Here is a 15402-nt window from a genome sequence, read left to right on the forward strand (position 1 = left end):
GCTTTTGATGTGGCAGCGAGGCGCCGGTTCGTCCGGCGTCCCGCAGGCCTGGGGCAATTACATCATGCCGTCCATGCCCATGCCGCCCATGCCACCCATGCCGCCCATGCCGCCGGCCGGTTTCTCTTCAGCGATCTCCGAAACCATGCAATCGGTGGTCAGCATCAGGCCGGCGATCGACGCTGCGTTCTGCAGAGCCGAGCGGGTGACCTTGGCCGGGTCCAGCACGCCCATCTCGACCATGTCGCCGTAGGTGCCGTTGGCGGCGTTGTAGCCGTAGTTGCCCTTGCCAGCCAGCACAGCCGACACGACGACCGACGGCTCGTCGCCGGCGTTCTGGACGATCATGCGCAGCGGCTCTTCCATGGCGCGCAGCACGATCTTGATGCCGGCGTCCTGGTCGTGGTTGTCGCCTTTGACCTGCAGGTTGGCGCGGGCACGCAGCAGGGCCACGCCGCCGCCCGGCACGATGCCTTCTTCCACGGCAGCGCGAGTGGCGTGCAGTGCGTCTTCCACGCGGGCTTTCTTCTCTTTCATCTCGACTTCGGTGGCAGCGCCAACCTTGATCACTGCCACGCCGCCGGCCAGCTTGGCCACGCGCTCTTGCAGCTTCTCGCGGTCGTAGTCCGAGGTTGCTTCTTCGATCTGCACGCGGATCTGCTTGACGCGTGCCTCGATCGCTTCAGCGGCGCCGGCGCCGTCGATGATGATGGTGTTTTCCTTGCCCACTTCGATGCGCTTGGCCTGGCCCAGGTCCTGCAGCGCGACCTTTTCCAGGGTCAGGCCGACTTCTTCCGAAATCACCTGGCCGCCGGTCAGGATGGCGATGTCTTCCAGCATGGCCTTGCGGCGGTCGCCGAAGCCCGGAGCCTTGACTGCCACGGTCTTCAGGATGCCGCGGATGTTGTTGACCACCAGGGTGGCCAGCGCTTCGCCTTCGATGTCTTCAGCGACGATCACCAGCGGACGGCCCGACTTGGCCACTTGCTCCAGCACCGGCAGCAGGTCGCGGATGTTCGAGATCTTCTTGTCGCACAGCAGGATGAACGGGTTCTCGTGGATGGCGACTTGCTTGTCCGGGTTGTTGATGAAGTACGGCGACAGGTAGCCGCGGTCGAACTGCATGCCCTCGACGATTTCCAGCTCGTCGTTCAGCGACTTGCCGTCTTCAACGGTGATGACGCCTTCCTTGCCGACTTTTTCCATCGCCTCGGCGATGCGCTCGCCCACCGAGCTGTCCGAGTTGGCCGAGATGGTACCGACCTGGGCGATTTCCTTCGAGGTGGTGCACGGCTTGGCGATCTTCTTCAGCTCTTCGACGGTGGCGGCGACGGCCTTGTCGATGCCGCGCTTGAGGTCCATCGGGTTCATGCCGGCGGCAACGAACTTCATGCCTTCGCGCACGATGGCCTGGGCCAGCACGGTTGCGGTGGTGGTACCGTCACCGGCGTTGTCGCTGGTCTTGGAAGCGACTTCCTTGACCATTTGCGCGCCCATGTTCATCAGCTTGTCTTTCAGCTCGATTTCCTTGGCGACCGACACGCCGTCCTTGGTGACGGTCGGGGCGCCGAACGAGCGCTCGAGCACCACATTGCGGCCTTTCGGGCCCAGGGTGACTTTGACGGCGTTGGCCAGGATGTTGACGCCTTCAACCATCTTGGTGCGGGCGAGATCGCCAAACACGACTTCTTTAGCTGCCATTGTATTTCTCCGTATTTTGGAAGTTTTTTGAACTGGGAAGGATTAGTCGACCAGGACGGCCATGATGTCTTCTTCGCGCATCACCAGCAGTTCCTCGCCCTTGACCTTGACGGTCTGGCCCGAGTATTTGCCGAACAGGACGCGGTCACCGACTTTCACTTCCAGCGGACGAACCTGACCGTTTTCTTGCACTTTGCCGTTACCCACGGCGAGGATTTCGCCCTGGTCCGGTTTTTCTGCCGCTGCATCGGGGATGATCAGGCCGGACGCAGTTTTGGTTTCCTGGTCGAGACGCTTCACGATAACGCGATCGTGCAGAGGGCGAAGGTTCATGCAAAACTCCTTTAGATTCAATGGTTTGACTTGCAAGGCGCAGCATCGGGACAACAGCTGCGATCCGGAAAGTGTTGTTAGCACTCACCGCTAACGAGTGCTAATTATAGGGACGATAATTCAGCATTTCAAGAACTGCTGTTGCTTGTTTGTTTTGCCTGTTTGATCGGCATCAAACCTCAACCGGCCGCCGGAGGCGACAAAGGGTGGGTTCGCCAAGGAGCCGCCATGCACCCGAAACCAGCGCGTTTTCCCTGGGAAGAAGGCTTCCCACCGGTTCTGGTCCACGCACAAAAGTCGGAGGTTACCACCCATCCCTGGTTTACCGCCGCACGATCCGGAGACGTCGATGCGGCCGCGCTGCTGGTCGCCGACACCTGTTGTGGCCAGGTGGTGGACCGGCTGGCCCAGCTGGCCGGGAGCGAAGCGCCGGTGCTGGCCGGCGTGCACGCGCAAAAGCGCGACGGACTGAACGTGCTGCCGGATGTGCTGGCGCAGGGGCTGCAGCAATTGCTCGGCTGGCAGGTCGATACTGAGATCGTGCAGGCCAACATCGTCGAGCACGTGGATGATCCGGCTTTCCTGCACCTGGCGCGCCAGGCCGTGTTCGACGGCACGGTCGAGCCGGGCAGGGCGTATGTGCTGGTGGACGACTTCATCCGGCAAGGGGGAACGCTGGCCAACCTGCGCGGTCACATCATGCGCCAGGGCGGACGGGTGTTGGGAGCGACGGTGCTGACCGGCAATGCGTCGAGCGCGGTGCTGCGGCCGGGGGCCGCACTGCTGCGCGAACTGCGGGATAAACATGGCTCACTTGAAAACTGGTGGGAAGAAAACTTCGGCTATCGCTTCGACTGCTTCACCGCCGTCGAGGCCGGATTCGTCGCCGCCCACCGCGACAGCGACCACGTGCGGGCGCGGATCGAGGCGGCTTGGCGTGCGTGACGAGCCCGGCATCGGCGCCTTCGTGGTGCAGTTGCGGCTGGACCGGACGGCGCAGGTGCGGCTGTTGTCGGCGGCCGAGATCGAACGGTTGCGGGCGGGGCGCCGGATCGTGGCCGAGCGTGCCCGCGCCATCTTCGTGCTGCGCACGGCAATGCCGCCGCCCGTGCGGCAGGCTGAGGACCGCTGAGGCGCGGTCCGGGGTAGGCGGCTGTGACCAGCGCGCTGGCGTGGCTTGCGGTCAGTCAGCATGGGTCCCGGCCTTCGCCGGGACGACGGCGCTACTGGTAACGACTAACGGATGCACGTCGTCCCGACGTAGGCCGGGACCCATAGGCCATGCGCGCAGCCGCACGGCATCCTTGCGGCCTCAAATGCACGCGCCCGCCATCGCCCCGAGCCCCGCGTGGTGTACTATTCGCCCCACGCCTGCATTGCGCGCCCCAGCCCGCCGCAAAATATTGACGGAATTTCTTTTCCAGTCCTATAGTTACGAATGATTTCCGAATTCCAAGACCTATCCGACAAAATCAACCGGCTTGCCGAGTTGACTCAGTCCCTGCGTCACGAGAATGCGCAACTGCGCGAGTCCAACAAACTGCTCAGCGACGAAAACGTCGCCTTCATGCAGCGCCTGAGCGAAGCCCAGCGCCGCGTCGAGGCGCTGCTGGCGCAGCTGCCGGCGCCCGAAGAAGACAACGAGACCGACGAAGCCGAGGCCACCGAATGATCCAGCTCGATGTCACCATCATGGGCCAGCCCTATCGCCTGGCCTGCAAGGAAGGCGAGGAGACCACGCTGCGTGAAGCGGTGCACTATCTCGACGCCAAGATGTGCGCGCTGCGCGACTCGGGCAAGGTCAAAGGCAACGACCGGATTGCGGTCATGGCCGCGCTCAGTGTGGCCGCGGAATTCCTGTCCGTGCGCTCGCCGCAAGGCCCGCTGTCGGACATGTCGATTCTGGAAGTCAAGCAGAAATTGGAGGCGATGCATCACGTGTTGGACAACGCGCTCACGCCCCAGGAAAATTTGTTCTGACGGCCAAATTCGTTTGACATGCCGCTGCAACGGAGTAAACTTTGCACTACCCTGCGGTGTTCGAGATTGCCATATATTCCTTGAACCATTCGTGTGCAACGGTTGTGGAATACGTTCGATGGGCGTGAGCGTCGCTCGTCCGACGAACCCGAAATTGAACTGACTGCGACCACCTGAACCTCAGGTTCGGGATGCCGGCAAAATACGGCACAGGCGGGGCACAAATTCCAAAGAGCGGTTGCGTTTTACGGCGCAGCCGCTTTTTTATGCGCGCACGGTTTGCGCGCTTTCACGGAGTAAAAGCGGATGCGTTATTGGTTGATGAAATCCGAACCGGATGAAGTCAGTTTCGACGATGTGCTGGCCGCGCCAGATCGCACCACGGCGTGGTTCGGCGTGCGCAACTACCAGGCGCGCAACTTCATGCGCGACCAGATGCAGCCAGGCGACGGCGTTCTTTTCTACCACTCCAGTTGCGCCGCGCCGGGCGTGGCCGGCATCGCCGAAGTCGCAAGCGGGCCCTATCCGGATGCATCGCAATTCGACCCCTCCAGCAAATACTTCGATGCGAAAGCCACGCGCGAACAGCCGCGCTGGATTTCAGTGGACGTGCGCGCCGTTGAAAAAGGCCGTTACCTGCCGCTGACCGAAATGCGCGGCGTGCCCGAACTGGACGACATGGTCCTGCTGCGCAAAGGCAGCCGCCTGTCGATTTCGCCAGTCACGCCAGGCGAGTGGAATGCGGTGCTGCGCCTGATCCGGCAGGAGCAGTGATGGACTGGAGTTTGATGCTCGCCCTGCTGGCCATGGGCACGTTCGGGGGTTTCGCCGCGGGATTGCTCGGTATTGGCGGTGGCATGATCCTGGTGCCGTTCATTACCATGATTTTCAGCGCCAGGCATTTCGCGCCGCACCTGATCGTGCACATGGCCATTGCCACCTCGCTGTCCGCGATCCTGTTCACCTCGATGTCGTCGGTGCGCGCGCACCACCTGCACGGCGCCGTGCTGTGGCCGGTGGCGCGCAAGCTGGCGCCGGGCATCCTCATCGGTTCGTGGATCGGGCCGTGGATCGGCAAGCAAATGGACACGCAACTGCTGTCGGTGGTGTTTGGCCTGTTCGTCGCGTTTTCGGCCACACAAATGCTCGTAAACAAAAAGCCGGCCGCCCACCGCGACCTGCCCAAAACGCCAGGCATGCTGGCCATGGGCGGGCTGATCGGCGTGGTGTCGGGATTGGTCGGCGCCGGCGGCGGCTTTATTTCCGTGCCGTTCATGACCTGGTGTAACGTCCGCATCCACAACGCGGTGGCCACCAGCGCCGCGCTCGGTTTTCCGATCGCGCTGGCGGGGACGATTTCAAACATTTACTTTGGCTGGGGCGAGCCGGGCCTGCCGCCGTATTCGCTCGGCTTCATCTACGTGCCGGCGCTGGCGCTCATTGCGCTGGCCAGCGTGACCATGGCGCCGCTGGGCGCGCGCCTGGCGCACCGGACCGCGGTCCGGCGCCTGCAGCGCATCTTTGCCTGCATCCTGTACGCGCTTTCCATCTACATGTTCTGGAAAGCGGCGCACGCCTGAATCAGGCCGGCACGGTGCGCTTGTTGTCGCGGGTGTAGGCCCACACGAGCATGGCGATGCCGGCCACGATCATCGGCAGCGACAGCACCTGGCCGGACGTGATCGGCATGCCGGCCACCGTGGTTTCCCAGTCGGGCACGCGGAAGTATTCGGTGACGAAGCGCGCGCAGCCGTAGAGCAGGGTGTAGAGGGCGCCGACCGCCAGTCGCGGGCGCGGCTTGCGGGCAAACACCCACATGATGACGAACACCAGCAGGCCATCGACCAGCATCTGGTACAGCGGCGACGGATGGCGCGGCCCTTCGACGCCCGGCCACAGCATGGCCCACGGCAGGCTCGGATCGGCCAGGCGCCCCGGCAGCTCGGCGTTGATGAAATTGCCCAGACGGCCGAAGGCATAGCCGATCGGCACCATCGGCGCGATGAAGTCATACACGTCCAGCAGGTTGCGCTGGCGCTTGCGGGCCCACAGCGCCATGGCGATCAGCACGCCCAAAAAGCCGCCGTGGTACGACATGCCGCCGTGCCAGACCTGGAAGATCTCGAGCGGGTGCGAAAAATAGTAAGCCGGCTCGTAGAACAGCACCTCGCCCAGCCGGCCGCCCAGCACCACGCCGAGCATGCCGTAGAACAGCATGTCGTCCAGGTCTTCTGCGGTCCAGCCCTGGGCGGCGATGTGGGGCTGCTTGATGCGTACCCGGCCCAGGATCAGGAACAGGGCGAAGGCGACCACGTACATCAGGCCATACCAGTGGATCTGGACGGGGCCGATCGAAAACGCGATCGGGTTGGGCTGCGGGTGGACCAGCATGTTCAGTTCTTCCTCAAGAGTTCGATAAAACCGCGCAGCACGGGCGAGGGATTGTCGCGGCGCCAGGACAGGCCGGTCTCGACCAGCGGCGTCGGGTCCGCGAGCGCACGGTACTCCACGCCGGGGCGCATCAGGTTGGAAACGGATTGTGGCACAAGCGCCAATCCCATGCCAGCCGAAACGAGGCTGACGATGGTCTGCATCTGTATTGCTTCCTGGCCAATGTCGGGCGTGATGCCGGCCGCGCGGAAGCACGACAGGATCGCGTCGTGCAGGGCGGGCGAGATCGGGCGCGGAAAGATCACCAGCGGCAGGCGCGGCACGTCCTGCAGGCGCACCGGGCCGTCTGCTTGCAGCAAGCCGGCCGGGATGCACAGGATCAAGGGTTCCTCGAGCACCTTCAGGTAGTCGAGCTCGGCCAGGGCCTTGTCGGGCAGGGGCGGGATCAACAGGCCGGCGTCGAGCCGCTGGTGCAGCAGGTCGTCCACCTGCACGTCGGAGGTGGCTTCCTGCAGGGTGATCTGGACGAGCGGGTAGGCCTGGCGGTAGCGCAGCAGGAAGGGTGGCAGCACGCTGTAGTCGGCCGAGGTGACGAAGGCCAGCGACAGGCGCCCGGTTTCGCCGGCGGCGGCGCGGCGCACCAGTTCGGGCAGCTCGGCGGCCTGGGCCAGCATGCGGCGCGCCTCCGGCAGCAGGGCGGCGCCGGCCGGGGTCAGCGCGACCTGGCGGCGGTTGCGCAGGAACAGCGGCGTGCCGAGCTGGTCTTCCAGCGCGGCGATCGCCTGAGACAGCGGCGGCTGCGTCATGTGCAGGCGCTCGGCGGCGCGGCCAAAGTGCAGTTCCTCGGCAACGGTGGCGAAATAGCGCAGTTGTCGCAGTTCGATGTTCATCGACGGTTAACTCCACTACGTCGTCCCCGCGAAGGCGGGACCCATGCTGAGCTTGCAGGCCAGCGGCTCTTGTGCCACTGCTCAACTTGTCCATGGGTCCCCGCCTGCGCGGGGACGACGTTGATATGTGTTTCGACTAATTTACGGTTCGGTGATTTAATCAGCATATCACAGGCACGAATCACCGCTGTTTGACCTGCCTTGCCTTGCGCGGCATGCTGGCCTGAATCGCGTTTGAGGAGCCCGCCATGCCCGACCAGCCCCGCTACAACCGCCGTTCGCGCCACGTCACCGAAGGCGTTGCCCGCAGCCCGAACCGTTCGATGTACTACGCCATGGGCTACCGCAAGGAAGACTTCGACAAGCCGATGATCGGCGTGGCCAACGCCCATTCCACCATCACCCCCTGCAATTCCGGCCTGCAGAAACTGGCCGACGCCGCGGTGGCCGCCATCCGGGACTGCGGCGCCAATCCGCAGGTGTTCGGCACGCCGACCATCTCGGACGGCATGTCGATGGGCACCGAGGGCATGAAGTACTCGCTGATCTCGCGCGAGGTCATCGCCGATTGCATCGAAACCTGCGTCAACGGCCAGTGGATGGACGGCGTGGTCGTGGTGGGTGGCTGCGACAAGAACATGCCGGGCGGGATGATCGCGCTGGCGCGCACCAACGTGCCCGGCATCTACGTGTATGGCGGCACCATCAAGCCGGGGCACTGGAAGGACAAGGTGCTCACCATCGTCTCGGCCTTTGAAGCGGTGGGCGAGTTCAGCGCCGGCCGCATGAGCCGCGAAGACTTCGACGGCATCGAGCGCAACGCCTGCCCGTCCACCGGCTCGTGCGGCGGCATGTACACCGCGAACACGATGTCGTCCTCGTTCGAGGCGCTCGGCATGTCGCTGCTGTACTCCTCGACGATGGCCAATCCGGACGAGGAGAAGGTCGCGTCCAGCGCGCAGTCGGCGCGGGTGCTGGTGGAAGCGGTCAAGCGCGACCTCAAGCCGCGCGACATCATCACCCGCAAGTCGATCGAGAACGCGGTTGCGGTCATCATGGCCACCGGCGGTTCGACCAACGCGGTGCTGCACTACCTGGCGATCGCGCACGCGGCCGAGGTCGAGTGGTCCATCGACGACTTCGAGCGCGTGCGGCGCCGGGTGCCGGTCATCTGCAACCTCAAGCCCTCGGGCCAGTACGTGGCGACCGACCTGCACCAGGCCGGCGGCATCCCGCAGGTGATGAAGCTGCTGCTCGATGCGGGCCTGTTGCATGGCGACTGCATCACCATCACCGGGCGCACGCTGGCGGAGGAACTGGCGCATGTGCCGTCACGGCCGGCGGACGGGCAGGACGTGATCCGCCCGCTGGAGCGCGCCTTGTACGCCGAAGGCCACCTCGCGATCCTGAAGGGGAACCTGGCGCCGGACGGCTGCGTGGCCAAGATCACGGGACTGAAGAATCCCGCCATCACGGGGCCGGCGCGCGTGTTCGACGACGAGCAGGGCGCGATGGACGCGATCCTGGGCGACCGCATCCGTGCCGGGGACGTGCTGGTGCTGCGCTATCTCGGCCCCAAGGGCGGACCGGGCATGCCCGAGATGCTGGCGCCGACGTCGGCGCTGATCGGCAAGGGGCTGGGCGAATCGGTGGGGCTGATCACGGACGGGCGCTTCTCGGGCGGGACCTGGGGCATGGTGGTCGGGCACGTGGCGCCGGAAGCCTTCGAAGGCGGCACTATCGCATTGGTGCGCGAAGGCGATTCGATCACGATCGACGCGCACCGGCAGCTGATCCAGCTGAATGTGCCGGACGAGGAGATCGCGCGCCGCCGCGCGGCGTGGACGCAACCGGCACCGCGCTACACACGCGGGGTGCTGGCCAAGTTTGGCGCGCTGGCGGCCAGTGCGAGCCGGGGCGCGGTGACGGGTTGATGTCCGTTGAACGCGTGGGCGGGAGACCCGCCCACCCTACGGGTGCGGTCGCGGTAGGGTGGGCAGGTCTCCTGCCCACGCGTCCAACCAGCGCAGGAAGATCGCGACGCTCAGCGCTTGTCGAAGCTGTTCTTGATGCGTTCCTTGCGCCGCTTGTCGTGGTCGCGGTGTTCCTTCTTCTTGTCCAGGCCGAGCATCTTTTCGATGAACTCGAACCAGATGAAGGCAAACACCATCAGCCCCACGATGTACCACCACGACAGCTCGGCAAAACGCCAGACTTCGAAAAAACGCAGGGCAACCAGCGCGACAATTAAGAGGATCAGCGGCATAAAAACTCCTTATGGAAAATCATATTACCGCCTGGAAGTGTTACATGGCAAAATTCTGGTACAGAGGTGTGGCGTCAACGCCGCCTCTGTTTCAGTCGTTACAGGCTGTGTCGACACCGCGCCGGCGCGGTGAAACACGCTAGAATGTGGAACATCCCTTTTTGGAGATACACGATGAAACGGTCCCTGATGATTATCGCCGCGCTGTCGGCCCTGGCCACGACGAGCGCCTTTGCGCAGGACGCGGCCGCACTGGCCAAGGCCAAGAACTGCATGGCGTGCCACGCCATCAACAACAAGCTGGTGGGTCCCGCCTACAAGGACGTCGCCGCCAAGTACGCAGGCCAGAAGGATGCCGAGGCCAAGCTCGTGCAAAAGGTCATGAAGGGCGGTTCGGGCGTCTGGGGCCCGGTGCCGATGCCCGCCAACCCGCAGGTGAGCGAGGCCGAGGCGCACACGCTGGTCAAGTGGGTGCTGTCGCAGAAATAAGCGCAGGCTCATAACGACAAAGCGCGCCGCACCGCAAGGTGCCGCGCGCTTTTGTTTTGTCCGCTCGTGCCCGCAAGGCGATACGTCGTCCCGGCGAATCCTCGGCGGCCCCGCCGTGACCCATGCTGACTGTCCGGCCATGCGGCTCGGGGCCGGCGCCGCGGTTGTGCGAAGGGGTTATGGGTCCCGGCCTCGCCGGGACCACGTGCCTGGGTTCCGTTCAGCGGATCACGTCCATCTTGGTTTTCTTGCCGCCCTTGTACGTGAACAGCGTCAGCGGCGCGTCCTTCAGGTCGCCGTTCTGGTCGAACTGGATGGTGCCGGTCACGCCTTCGTACTTGATCTTCTTCAGCTCGGGCAGGTACTTGGCCGGTTCGGCCGACTTTGCGTTCTGCATGGCCTGTGCCATCACCATCACGGCGTCGTACACATACGGCGCATACAGCTGCACGCCCACCCCGAAGCGCTTCTGGAAGCGCGCGCGGAAGTCGTCCATCACCTTTTCCTGCGGCCCCTTCACGCCGCCGGCTTCGGCGCAGATCACGCGGCCTTCGCCGACCGCATCGCCCGCAAGGCGCGGCAGCGCCTCGGTGCACATGCCGTCGCCGCCCATCATCAGCGCGTTGATGCCGAGCGCCTTCATCTGCTTGAGCATCGGGCCGGCCACCGAGTCCATCCCGCCAAAGAAGACCACATCGGGCTTCTTGGCGCGGATCGAGGTCAGGATCGCGGTGTAGTCGGTGGCGGTAGCCTGGGTGAACTCCTTGGCCACGACCTTGACGTTGGTGCCCTTGAGGCCCTTGGTGAATTCGGTGGCCACGCCCTGGCCATAGGTGGTGCGGTCGTCGATGATTGCGATGTTCTTTGCCTTGAGCGTGTTGGCCGCGTACTTGCCCAGGATGCTGCCGAGCTTTTCGTCGCTGGCGACGACGCGGAACGCGCCCGGGAAGTGCTGCCGCGTGTATTGCGGCGCGGTGGTGGCGGGCGAGATTTCGGGGATGCCGGCGTCGTTATAGATCTTCGAAGCCGGAACGGTGGTGCCCGAGTTCAGGTGGCCGATCACGCCGTTGACCTTCGCGTCCACCAGCTTTTGCGCGACCGCGGTACCTTGCTTGGGATCGGCGCCGTCGTCTTCCGGCTGCAGCCGCAGCGTGACCTTCTTGCCGTTGATGGTGAAGGGCTTGGCATTGAGCTCGTCGATCGCCATGTGCGCGGCGTTTTCCATGTCCTTGCCAAGGTGGGCGCTGGGGCCGGAAATCGGGGCGACGTGGCCGATCTTGACGACTTCCTGCGCGCCAGCGCTGCCGGCAAAGGCCATGGCAATGGCAAAGGGGATGAGCTTGGTGGTGGACTGCATTGATATTCTCCGGATGGATTGATCACAGCAAGGCGCGAGCGGCGCCGGCATTTTGTACGCACCGAAAAAAGGTACAACAAATTGCTGGGTTAGCAAAGAGAAAACCTGCGAAAGTTGACCCTCAACCCGTCGTCCCCGCGCAGGCGGGGACCCATGCTGAGCTTGAGCCGGATGCAGCGTCAAACTTGAACTGGCACGCTTTTACAGGGGTGGAGCGTCAGCTCCGTGAGGTCTTCAGGTGCGCCAGCTCCTGCGCCACGGCGCGGCTGACGATCTGCTCGATGGTTTGCGACAGCCCGTTGCGGATCTCTTCGGTCAGCCCGGCCAGGGCGTGCTGCATCACGTCGGCCATGCTGTCGCGCAGGCGCTGCTGCAGCACGAAATCGACCCGGCCCTGCAGGTGCTCCAGGATGTGCTCCGTGAGCCGCAGCTCGAGCGCGCCCCATTCGTCGGCGCTGAGCGCGGTGGCCGCGCGCTCTTCCAGCGATGCCGCCGGCGCGACTTCGGCAGGCGCTGCGGCCGCCGCGACCGGCTCGGCCGGCGCTTCGTCGAGGACCACTTCGGCCACCGCCGCGTCGGCCGATGCCGGCGCGCTCGGCGTCTCGCGTACGACTTCGGTCAGTACGGGAATGCTGGAATCGTCGAAACCCTGATCGTGGTTCATGGCTGTCCCGCGACAAAGTGGGTGAGGGGATAGTCCTGCTTTTTGTAGGCCGCGTAGCGCTTGCGGCCGGCAGCCGCATCCTGCTCGTCGGTGGAGATGATCTCGAACACGCGCGCAAACTGCGCAAAGTGCGCCGGCGTGCGTTGTGTGAGGTTGACCAGCATGTCGTGGTGCGGCAGCGGCGCGTCGTCGCTGTCAGCCACGATCACCGGCGTTTCGCCGGCCAGCGGGTCGCCCGCCATCACGTGCGGGATGAAATCGGTGTCGCCGATCGTCCACAGCGCTTCGTTCAGCTGCGCGGCCTGGGCGGCGTCCCCGGCCAGCAGCACCACCTTGGCGCGCGCGGCGTAGGCCTTGCGCGCCAGCCGACAGGCATAGGTCAGCTTGTCGGCGATATTGGTGTGGAAGTCGATACGCGTCATGTCAGAACTGGAAATCGGGCGTGCCGTTGATGGGCTTGGGCTTGGGCGCGAATTTGGCCTTTTCCTCGGCCTCGGCCGCGGCCCTCGCGGCGCGCTCGGCTTCCTCGGCTTTGGCCAGCTCCACGGGCGACGGCTTGCGTGGCGCGGCCGGCGTCGCCGTGGCGAACTGGTAGCCGCGCGGCAGGATCGATTGTGCCGGATAGCCGGCCGTATCGAGCGCCTCGTTCCAGGCGCCGGCCGCAAAGCCGGTCAGTCTGGCGCGGCCCACCAGCAGCAGGGGCAGCTGGCCGTCGCCGCCGGCTTCCTTCAGCTTTTGCTGGTCGTCGGCGTTGCCGATACTTTTTTCGGTGTAGGGAATACCGCGCCGCTGCAGGAAGCTGCGCGCCTGGTCGCACGGACCGCAGGGCGAGGCCGAATACAGCGTGACCGGGTTGTTGCGCGCGGCCTGGGCCAGCTCGAACGGCAGCGCGGGACCGGAATCCCCGCCGTAGTTCTTCACCTCGGCCTTCTCGCGCGCCGATGGAGGCGGCGTGTCGCTGAAGTGGATGACGCCCCTGGCGTCCTTCCACTTGTACACCTGCGCCCAAGCGCTGGCCGCGCACAAGAGTGCGGCCAGTGTCAGCGCCAATGTTCCAGCGATTGTGCGTCCCATTTCACCCATCCCGCCATTTATTGCTCATGCATTCCACTGTGGCGCATCAGCGCGTCGATCGACGGTTCGCGGCCACGGAAGGCCTTGAACGATTCGAGCGCCGGTCGCGAGCCGCCTACCGACAGGATCTCGCGCTGGAAGCGCTTGCCGGTTTCGGCGGTCAGTTCGCCACCGCCGGCTTCCACGGCTTCTTCGAAAGCCGCGTACGCGTCGGCCGACAGCACCTCAGCCCATTTGTAGCTATAGTACCCTGCGGCATAGCCGCCGGCAAAGATATGGCCGAACGAGTGTTGGAATCGGTTGAACGAGGGCGGCACCAGCACGGCGAACTTGCTGCGCACGTCGTCGATCAGCTGCTGGACGGTCCGCTCGCTGTTCGGGTCGAAGTCGTAGTGCAGGTGCATGTCGATCAGCGAGAACTCGACCTGGCGCAGCATCTGCATCCCGGACTGGAAGTTCTTCGCCGCCAGCATCTTGTCGTACAGCGCGCGCGGCAGCGGCTCGCCCGTTTTCACGTGCCCGGTCAGGTGCTGCAGCACGTCCCACTCCCAGCAGAAGTTTTCCATGAACTGCGAGGGCAGCTCCACCGCATCCCATTCGACGCCCGAGATGCCCGAGACCGACAGCTCGTCCACCTCGGTGAGCATGTGGTGCAGGCCGTGGCCGAATTCGTGGAACAGGGTGATGACTTCGTCGTGCGTGAACAACGACGGTTGCGGTTTGCCGTCCACCATGGCGGGCGGCGTGAAATTGCAGGTCAGGTAGGCCACCGGCGTCTGGATGATGCCGCCCGTGGTGATGCGGCGACCGCGCGCGTCGTCCATCCATGCGCCCTGGCCTTTGCCGGCGCGGGCATACAGGTCGAGGTAGAACTGGCCGACCAGCTGGCCGTCGCGCTCGATGCGGAAGAAGCGCACGTCCGGGTGCCACACCGGCGCCTGGTCCGGCGCGATGGTGACGCCGAACAGCGACGAGACCAGCTTGAACAGGCCGTCCACCACCTTCGGTTCGGGGAAGTACTGCTTCACTTCCTGTGCCGAGAACGCATAGCGCTTCTCGCGCAGCTTTTCGGATGCGTAGGTCACGTCCCAGGCCTGCATGTCCTCGATCTGAAGTTCGTTCTTCGCGAATTCGCGCAGCTCGGCCAGGTCCTTCTCGGCGAATGGGCGGGCGCGGCGCGCGAGGTCTTCAAGGAATTCGATCACGTGCTCGGGGCTGGGCGCCATCTTCGGCACCAGCGACACTTCGGCGAAGTTGCGGTAGTCGAGCAGCTTGGCTTCTTCGTCGCGCAGCTTCAGGAGCTGGGCGATGTTGGAGGTGTTGTCCCACTTTTCCAGCTCGCTGAACACCACGCCCACGTCGGACGCCTTGGTCGCGTTGGCGCGGTAGATCGTCTCGCGCAGCTGGCGGTTGTCGGCGAACTGCAGCACCGGAAAATAGGACGGGAAGTGCAGCGTGAACTGCCAGCCCTGCTTGCCGTCCTGCTCAGCCGAAGCGCGCGCGGCCTGCCTGGCGTCGTCGGGAATGCCGGCCAGTTCGGCTTCGTTCTCGACCAGCAGCTTGTAGTCGTTGGTCGCGTCGAGCACGTTTTCCGAAAAGCGGGTCGAGATGGCGGCGTGCTGCTCCTGGATCTGGGCAAAGCGCTCCTTCTTCTCCGGCGGCAGCTCGGCGCCGCCCAGGCGAAAGTCGCGCAACGCGTTTTCGACGATGCGCTTGCGCGCCTCGGACAGGTTCACGAACTCGGGGCTCGAGCGCAGCATCTTGTACTTGTCGAACAGTGCCTCGTTCTGGCCCAGAGATGTCCAGAACTCGGTCACCTTCGGCTGGTTTTCGTTGTAGGTCGCGCGCAGCTCGGGCGTGTCCATCACGTTGTTCAGGTGATTGACGATGCCCCAGGCGCGGCCCAGATGCTCGGTCGCTTCTTCAAGCGGGACCACGAAGTTGTCCCAGCTGACGATGTCCATCGGCGCTTCCAGCTTCTGCACGACAGCCTTGGCGTCGGCGATCAGCTGCTCGATGGCCGGGGTCACGTGCTCCGGCTTGAACTGGTCGAAGCGGGGCAGGCCCGAAAAATCGAGGAGGGGATTGCTGGTCTGCGTGTTCATACGATTCCTTCCTTGTTTCGTTTAAGGGCAGCGGGTCCGCATGCCTGGTCTGAACGCGTGGGCAGCAGAGCTGCCCACCCTACCTGTTGAGGCGGTAGGGTGGGCAGGTTCTCCTGCCCACGCGTTCAAACGTCGTTCGCATGGCCAGGACA

The 15402-nt window shown here is 64.5% G+C and carries 18 protein-coding genes and 1 other RNA gene; 9 read left to right on the forward strand and 10 right to left on the reverse strand.

Annotation, left to right across the window (positions count from 1 at the left end; all coding sequences use genetic code 11):
• Positions 1–57: 57 nt before the first annotated feature.
• The gene (groL, locus tag NX773_RS01615; RefSeq protein ID WP_258821331.1) at positions 58–1701 is read right to left on the reverse strand and encodes a chaperonin GroEL; all 1644 of its coding nucleotides are present in this window, start codon (positions 1699–1701) and stop codon (positions 58–60) included.
• Positions 1702–1743: 42 nt separating this feature from the next.
• Positions 1744–2034 carry a co-chaperone GroES gene (gene groES / locus NX773_RS01620; protein ID WP_258821330.1) on the reverse strand — a complete coding sequence of 97 codons (291 nt, stop codon included), beginning with the start codon at positions 2032–2034 and terminating at the stop codon, positions 1744–1746.
• Between the two features lie 228 nt (positions 2035–2262).
• Here groES and NX773_RS01625 point away from each other — a divergent pair, with 228 nt between their 5' ends.
• The 7 genes from NX773_RS01625 to NX773_RS01655 all read left to right on the forward strand — a co-directional run bounded on the left by NX773_RS01625 (position 2263) and on the right by NX773_RS01655 (position 5594).
• Positions 2263–2979, forward strand: coding sequence for a phosphoribosyltransferase (locus NX773_RS01625; RefSeq protein WP_258854662.1), 717 nt, complete (start codon positions 2263–2265; stop codon positions 2977–2979).
• Positions 2972–3166, forward strand: coding sequence for a hypothetical protein (locus NX773_RS01630; protein WP_258854663.1), 195 nt, complete (start codon positions 2972–2974; stop codon positions 3164–3166). The genes NX773_RS01625 and NX773_RS01630 overlap by 8 nt, the downstream gene beginning before the upstream one ends.
• Before the next feature lie 306 nt (positions 3167–3472).
• Positions 3473–3706, forward strand: a complete 234-nt coding sequence (locus NX773_RS01635; protein ID WP_258854664.1) for a hypothetical protein — start codon at positions 3473–3475, stop codon at positions 3704–3706.
• On the forward strand, positions 3703–4014 hold the full coding sequence (locus tag NX773_RS01640; protein ID WP_258821327.1) for a cell division protein ZapA: 312 nt from the start codon (positions 3703–3705) through the stop codon (positions 4012–4014). The genes NX773_RS01635 and NX773_RS01640 overlap by 4 nt, the downstream gene beginning before the upstream one ends.
• Positions 4015–4059: 45 nt before the next feature.
• Positions 4060–4238: non-coding RNA, 6S RNA (gene ssrS, locus NX773_RS01645), on the forward strand.
• 82 nt (positions 4239–4320) lie between these two features.
• Positions 4321–4788, forward strand: coding sequence for an EVE domain-containing protein (locus tag NX773_RS01650; protein ID WP_258854665.1), 468 nt, complete (start codon positions 4321–4323; stop codon positions 4786–4788).
• Positions 4788–5594 carry a sulfite exporter TauE/SafE family protein gene (locus tag NX773_RS01655; RefSeq protein ID WP_258854666.1) on the forward strand — a complete coding sequence of 269 codons (807 nt, stop codon included), beginning with the start codon at positions 4788–4790 and terminating at the stop codon, positions 5592–5594. Before NX773_RS01650 ends, NX773_RS01655 begins: the two co-directional genes overlap by 1 nt.
• Position 5595: 1 nt before the next feature.
• Here NX773_RS01655 and lgt read toward each other — a convergent pair whose 3' ends face one another.
• Both lgt and NX773_RS01665 read right to left on the reverse strand, forming a co-directional pair.
• Positions 5596–6405 carry a prolipoprotein diacylglyceryl transferase gene (lgt, locus tag NX773_RS01660; protein WP_258854667.1) on the reverse strand — a complete coding sequence of 270 codons (810 nt, stop codon included), beginning with the start codon at positions 6403–6405 and terminating at the stop codon, positions 5596–5598.
• Positions 6406–6407: 2 nt separating this feature from the next.
• On the reverse strand, positions 6408–7295 hold the full coding sequence (locus NX773_RS01665) for a LysR family transcriptional regulator (protein ID WP_258854668.1): 888 nt from the start codon (positions 7293–7295) through the stop codon (positions 6408–6410).
• Between the two features lie 248 nt (positions 7296–7543).
• Between NX773_RS01665 and ilvD the strand changes: the two genes are divergently transcribed.
• Positions 7544–9229 carry a dihydroxy-acid dehydratase gene (gene ilvD / locus NX773_RS01670; RefSeq protein WP_258854669.1) on the forward strand — a complete coding sequence of 562 codons (1686 nt, stop codon included), beginning with the start codon at positions 7544–7546 and terminating at the stop codon, positions 9227–9229.
• A 110-nt stretch (positions 9230–9339) separates the two neighbouring features.
• On the opposite strand, the gene NX773_RS01675 is transcribed toward ilvD, so the two are convergent.
• On the reverse strand, positions 9340–9561 hold the full coding sequence (locus NX773_RS01675) for a TIGR04438 family Trp-rich protein (protein WP_258821318.1): 222 nt from the start codon (positions 9559–9561) through the stop codon (positions 9340–9342).
• A gap of 174 nt (positions 9562–9735) precedes the next feature.
• On the opposite strand from NX773_RS01675, the gene NX773_RS01680 reads away from it, so the two are divergent.
• The gene (locus tag NX773_RS01680; protein ID WP_258821317.1) at positions 9736–10050 is read left to right on the forward strand and encodes a c-type cytochrome; all 315 of its coding nucleotides are present in this window, start codon (positions 9736–9738) and stop codon (positions 10048–10050) included.
• A gap of 220 nt (positions 10051–10270) precedes the next feature.
• On the opposite strand, the gene NX773_RS01685 is transcribed toward NX773_RS01680, so the two are convergent.
• The 5 genes from NX773_RS01685 to NX773_RS01705 all read right to left on the reverse strand — a co-directional run bounded on the left by NX773_RS01685 (position 10271) and on the right by NX773_RS01705 (position 15250).
• Positions 10271–11407, reverse strand: coding sequence for a branched-chain amino acid ABC transporter substrate-binding protein (locus tag NX773_RS01685; protein ID WP_258854670.1), 1137 nt, complete (start codon positions 11405–11407; stop codon positions 10271–10273).
• Positions 11408–11624: 217 nt separating this feature from the next.
• Positions 11625–12071 (reverse strand): DUF2486 family protein, encoded by a 447-nt coding sequence (locus NX773_RS01690; protein ID WP_258854671.1) that lies wholly within the window; start codon positions 12069–12071, stop codon positions 11625–11627.
• Positions 12068–12493 (reverse strand): DNA polymerase III subunit chi, encoded by a 426-nt coding sequence (locus NX773_RS01695; protein WP_258854672.1) that lies wholly within the window; start codon positions 12491–12493, stop codon positions 12068–12070. The genes NX773_RS01690 and NX773_RS01695 overlap by 4 nt, the downstream gene beginning before the upstream one ends.
• A 1-nt stretch (position 12494) precedes the next feature.
• Positions 12495–13145 carry a glutaredoxin family protein gene (locus tag NX773_RS01700; protein WP_258854673.1) on the reverse strand — a complete coding sequence of 217 codons (651 nt, stop codon included), beginning with the start codon at positions 13143–13145 and terminating at the stop codon, positions 12495–12497.
• A 17-nt stretch (positions 13146–13162) separates the two neighbouring features.
• Positions 13163–15250: a M3 family metallopeptidase gene (locus NX773_RS01705; protein ID WP_258854674.1), complete on the reverse strand. Its 2088-nt coding sequence runs from the start codon at positions 15248–15250 to the stop codon at positions 13163–13165.
• Positions 15251–15402 lie beyond the last annotated feature (152 nt).

The organism is Massilia solisilvae (assembly GCF_024753215.1).
Taxonomy (GTDB): Bacteria; Pseudomonadota; Gammaproteobacteria; order Burkholderiales; family Burkholderiaceae_D; genus Telluria; species Telluria solisilvae.

Excerpts from the sequence above, each read along its gene's own strand:
- groL (WP_258821331.1), bottom strand. The coding sequence starts at position 1,701 with ATGGCAGCTAAAGAAGTCGTGTTTGGCGATCTCGCCCGCACCAAGATG.
- groES (WP_258821330.1), bottom strand. The coding sequence starts at position 2,034 with ATGAACCTTCGCCCTCTGCACGATCGCGTTATCGTGAAGCGTCTCGAC.
- NX773_RS01625 (WP_258854662.1), top strand. The coding sequence starts at position 2,263 with ATGCACCCGAAACCAGCGCGTTTTCCCTGGGAAGAAGGCTTCCCACCG.
- NX773_RS01635 (WP_258854664.1), top strand. The coding sequence starts at position 3,473 with ATGATTTCCGAATTCCAAGACCTATCCGACAAAATCAACCGGCTTGCC.
- NX773_RS01640 (WP_258821327.1), top strand. The coding sequence starts at position 3,703 with ATGATCCAGCTCGATGTCACCATCATGGGCCAGCCCTATCGCCTGGCC.
- NX773_RS01650 (WP_258854665.1), top strand. The coding sequence starts at position 4,321 with ATGCGTTATTGGTTGATGAAATCCGAACCGGATGAAGTCAGTTTCGAC.
- NX773_RS01655 (WP_258854666.1), top strand. The coding sequence starts at position 4,788 with ATGGACTGGAGTTTGATGCTCGCCCTGCTGGCCATGGGCACGTTCGGG.
- lgt (WP_258854667.1), bottom strand. The coding sequence starts at position 6,405 with ATGCTGGTCCACCCGCAGCCCAACCCGATCGCGTTTTCGATCGGCCCC.
- NX773_RS01665 (WP_258854668.1), bottom strand. The coding sequence starts at position 7,295 with ATGAACATCGAACTGCGACAACTGCGCTATTTCGCCACCGTTGCCGAG.
- ilvD (WP_258854669.1), top strand. The coding sequence starts at position 7,544 with ATGCCCGACCAGCCCCGCTACAACCGCCGTTCGCGCCACGTCACCGAA.
- NX773_RS01675 (WP_258821318.1), bottom strand. The coding sequence starts at position 9,561 with ATGCCGCTGATCCTCTTAATTGTCGCGCTGGTTGCCCTGCGTTTTTTC.
- NX773_RS01680 (WP_258821317.1), top strand. The coding sequence starts at position 9,736 with ATGAAACGGTCCCTGATGATTATCGCCGCGCTGTCGGCCCTGGCCACG.
- NX773_RS01685 (WP_258854670.1), bottom strand. The coding sequence starts at position 11,407 with ATGCAGTCCACCACCAAGCTCATCCCCTTTGCCATTGCCATGGCCTTT.
- NX773_RS01690 (WP_258854671.1), bottom strand. The coding sequence starts at position 12,071 with ATGAACCACGATCAGGGTTTCGACGATTCCAGCATTCCCGTACTGACC.
- NX773_RS01695 (WP_258854672.1), bottom strand. The coding sequence starts at position 12,493 with ATGACGCGTATCGACTTCCACACCAATATCGCCGACAAGCTGACCTAT.
- NX773_RS01700 (WP_258854673.1), bottom strand. The coding sequence starts at position 13,145 with ATGGGACGCACAATCGCTGGAACATTGGCGCTGACACTGGCCGCACTC.
- NX773_RS01705 (WP_258854674.1), bottom strand. The coding sequence starts at position 15,250 with ATGAACACGCAGACCAGCAATCCCCTCCTCGATTTTTCGGGCCTGCCC.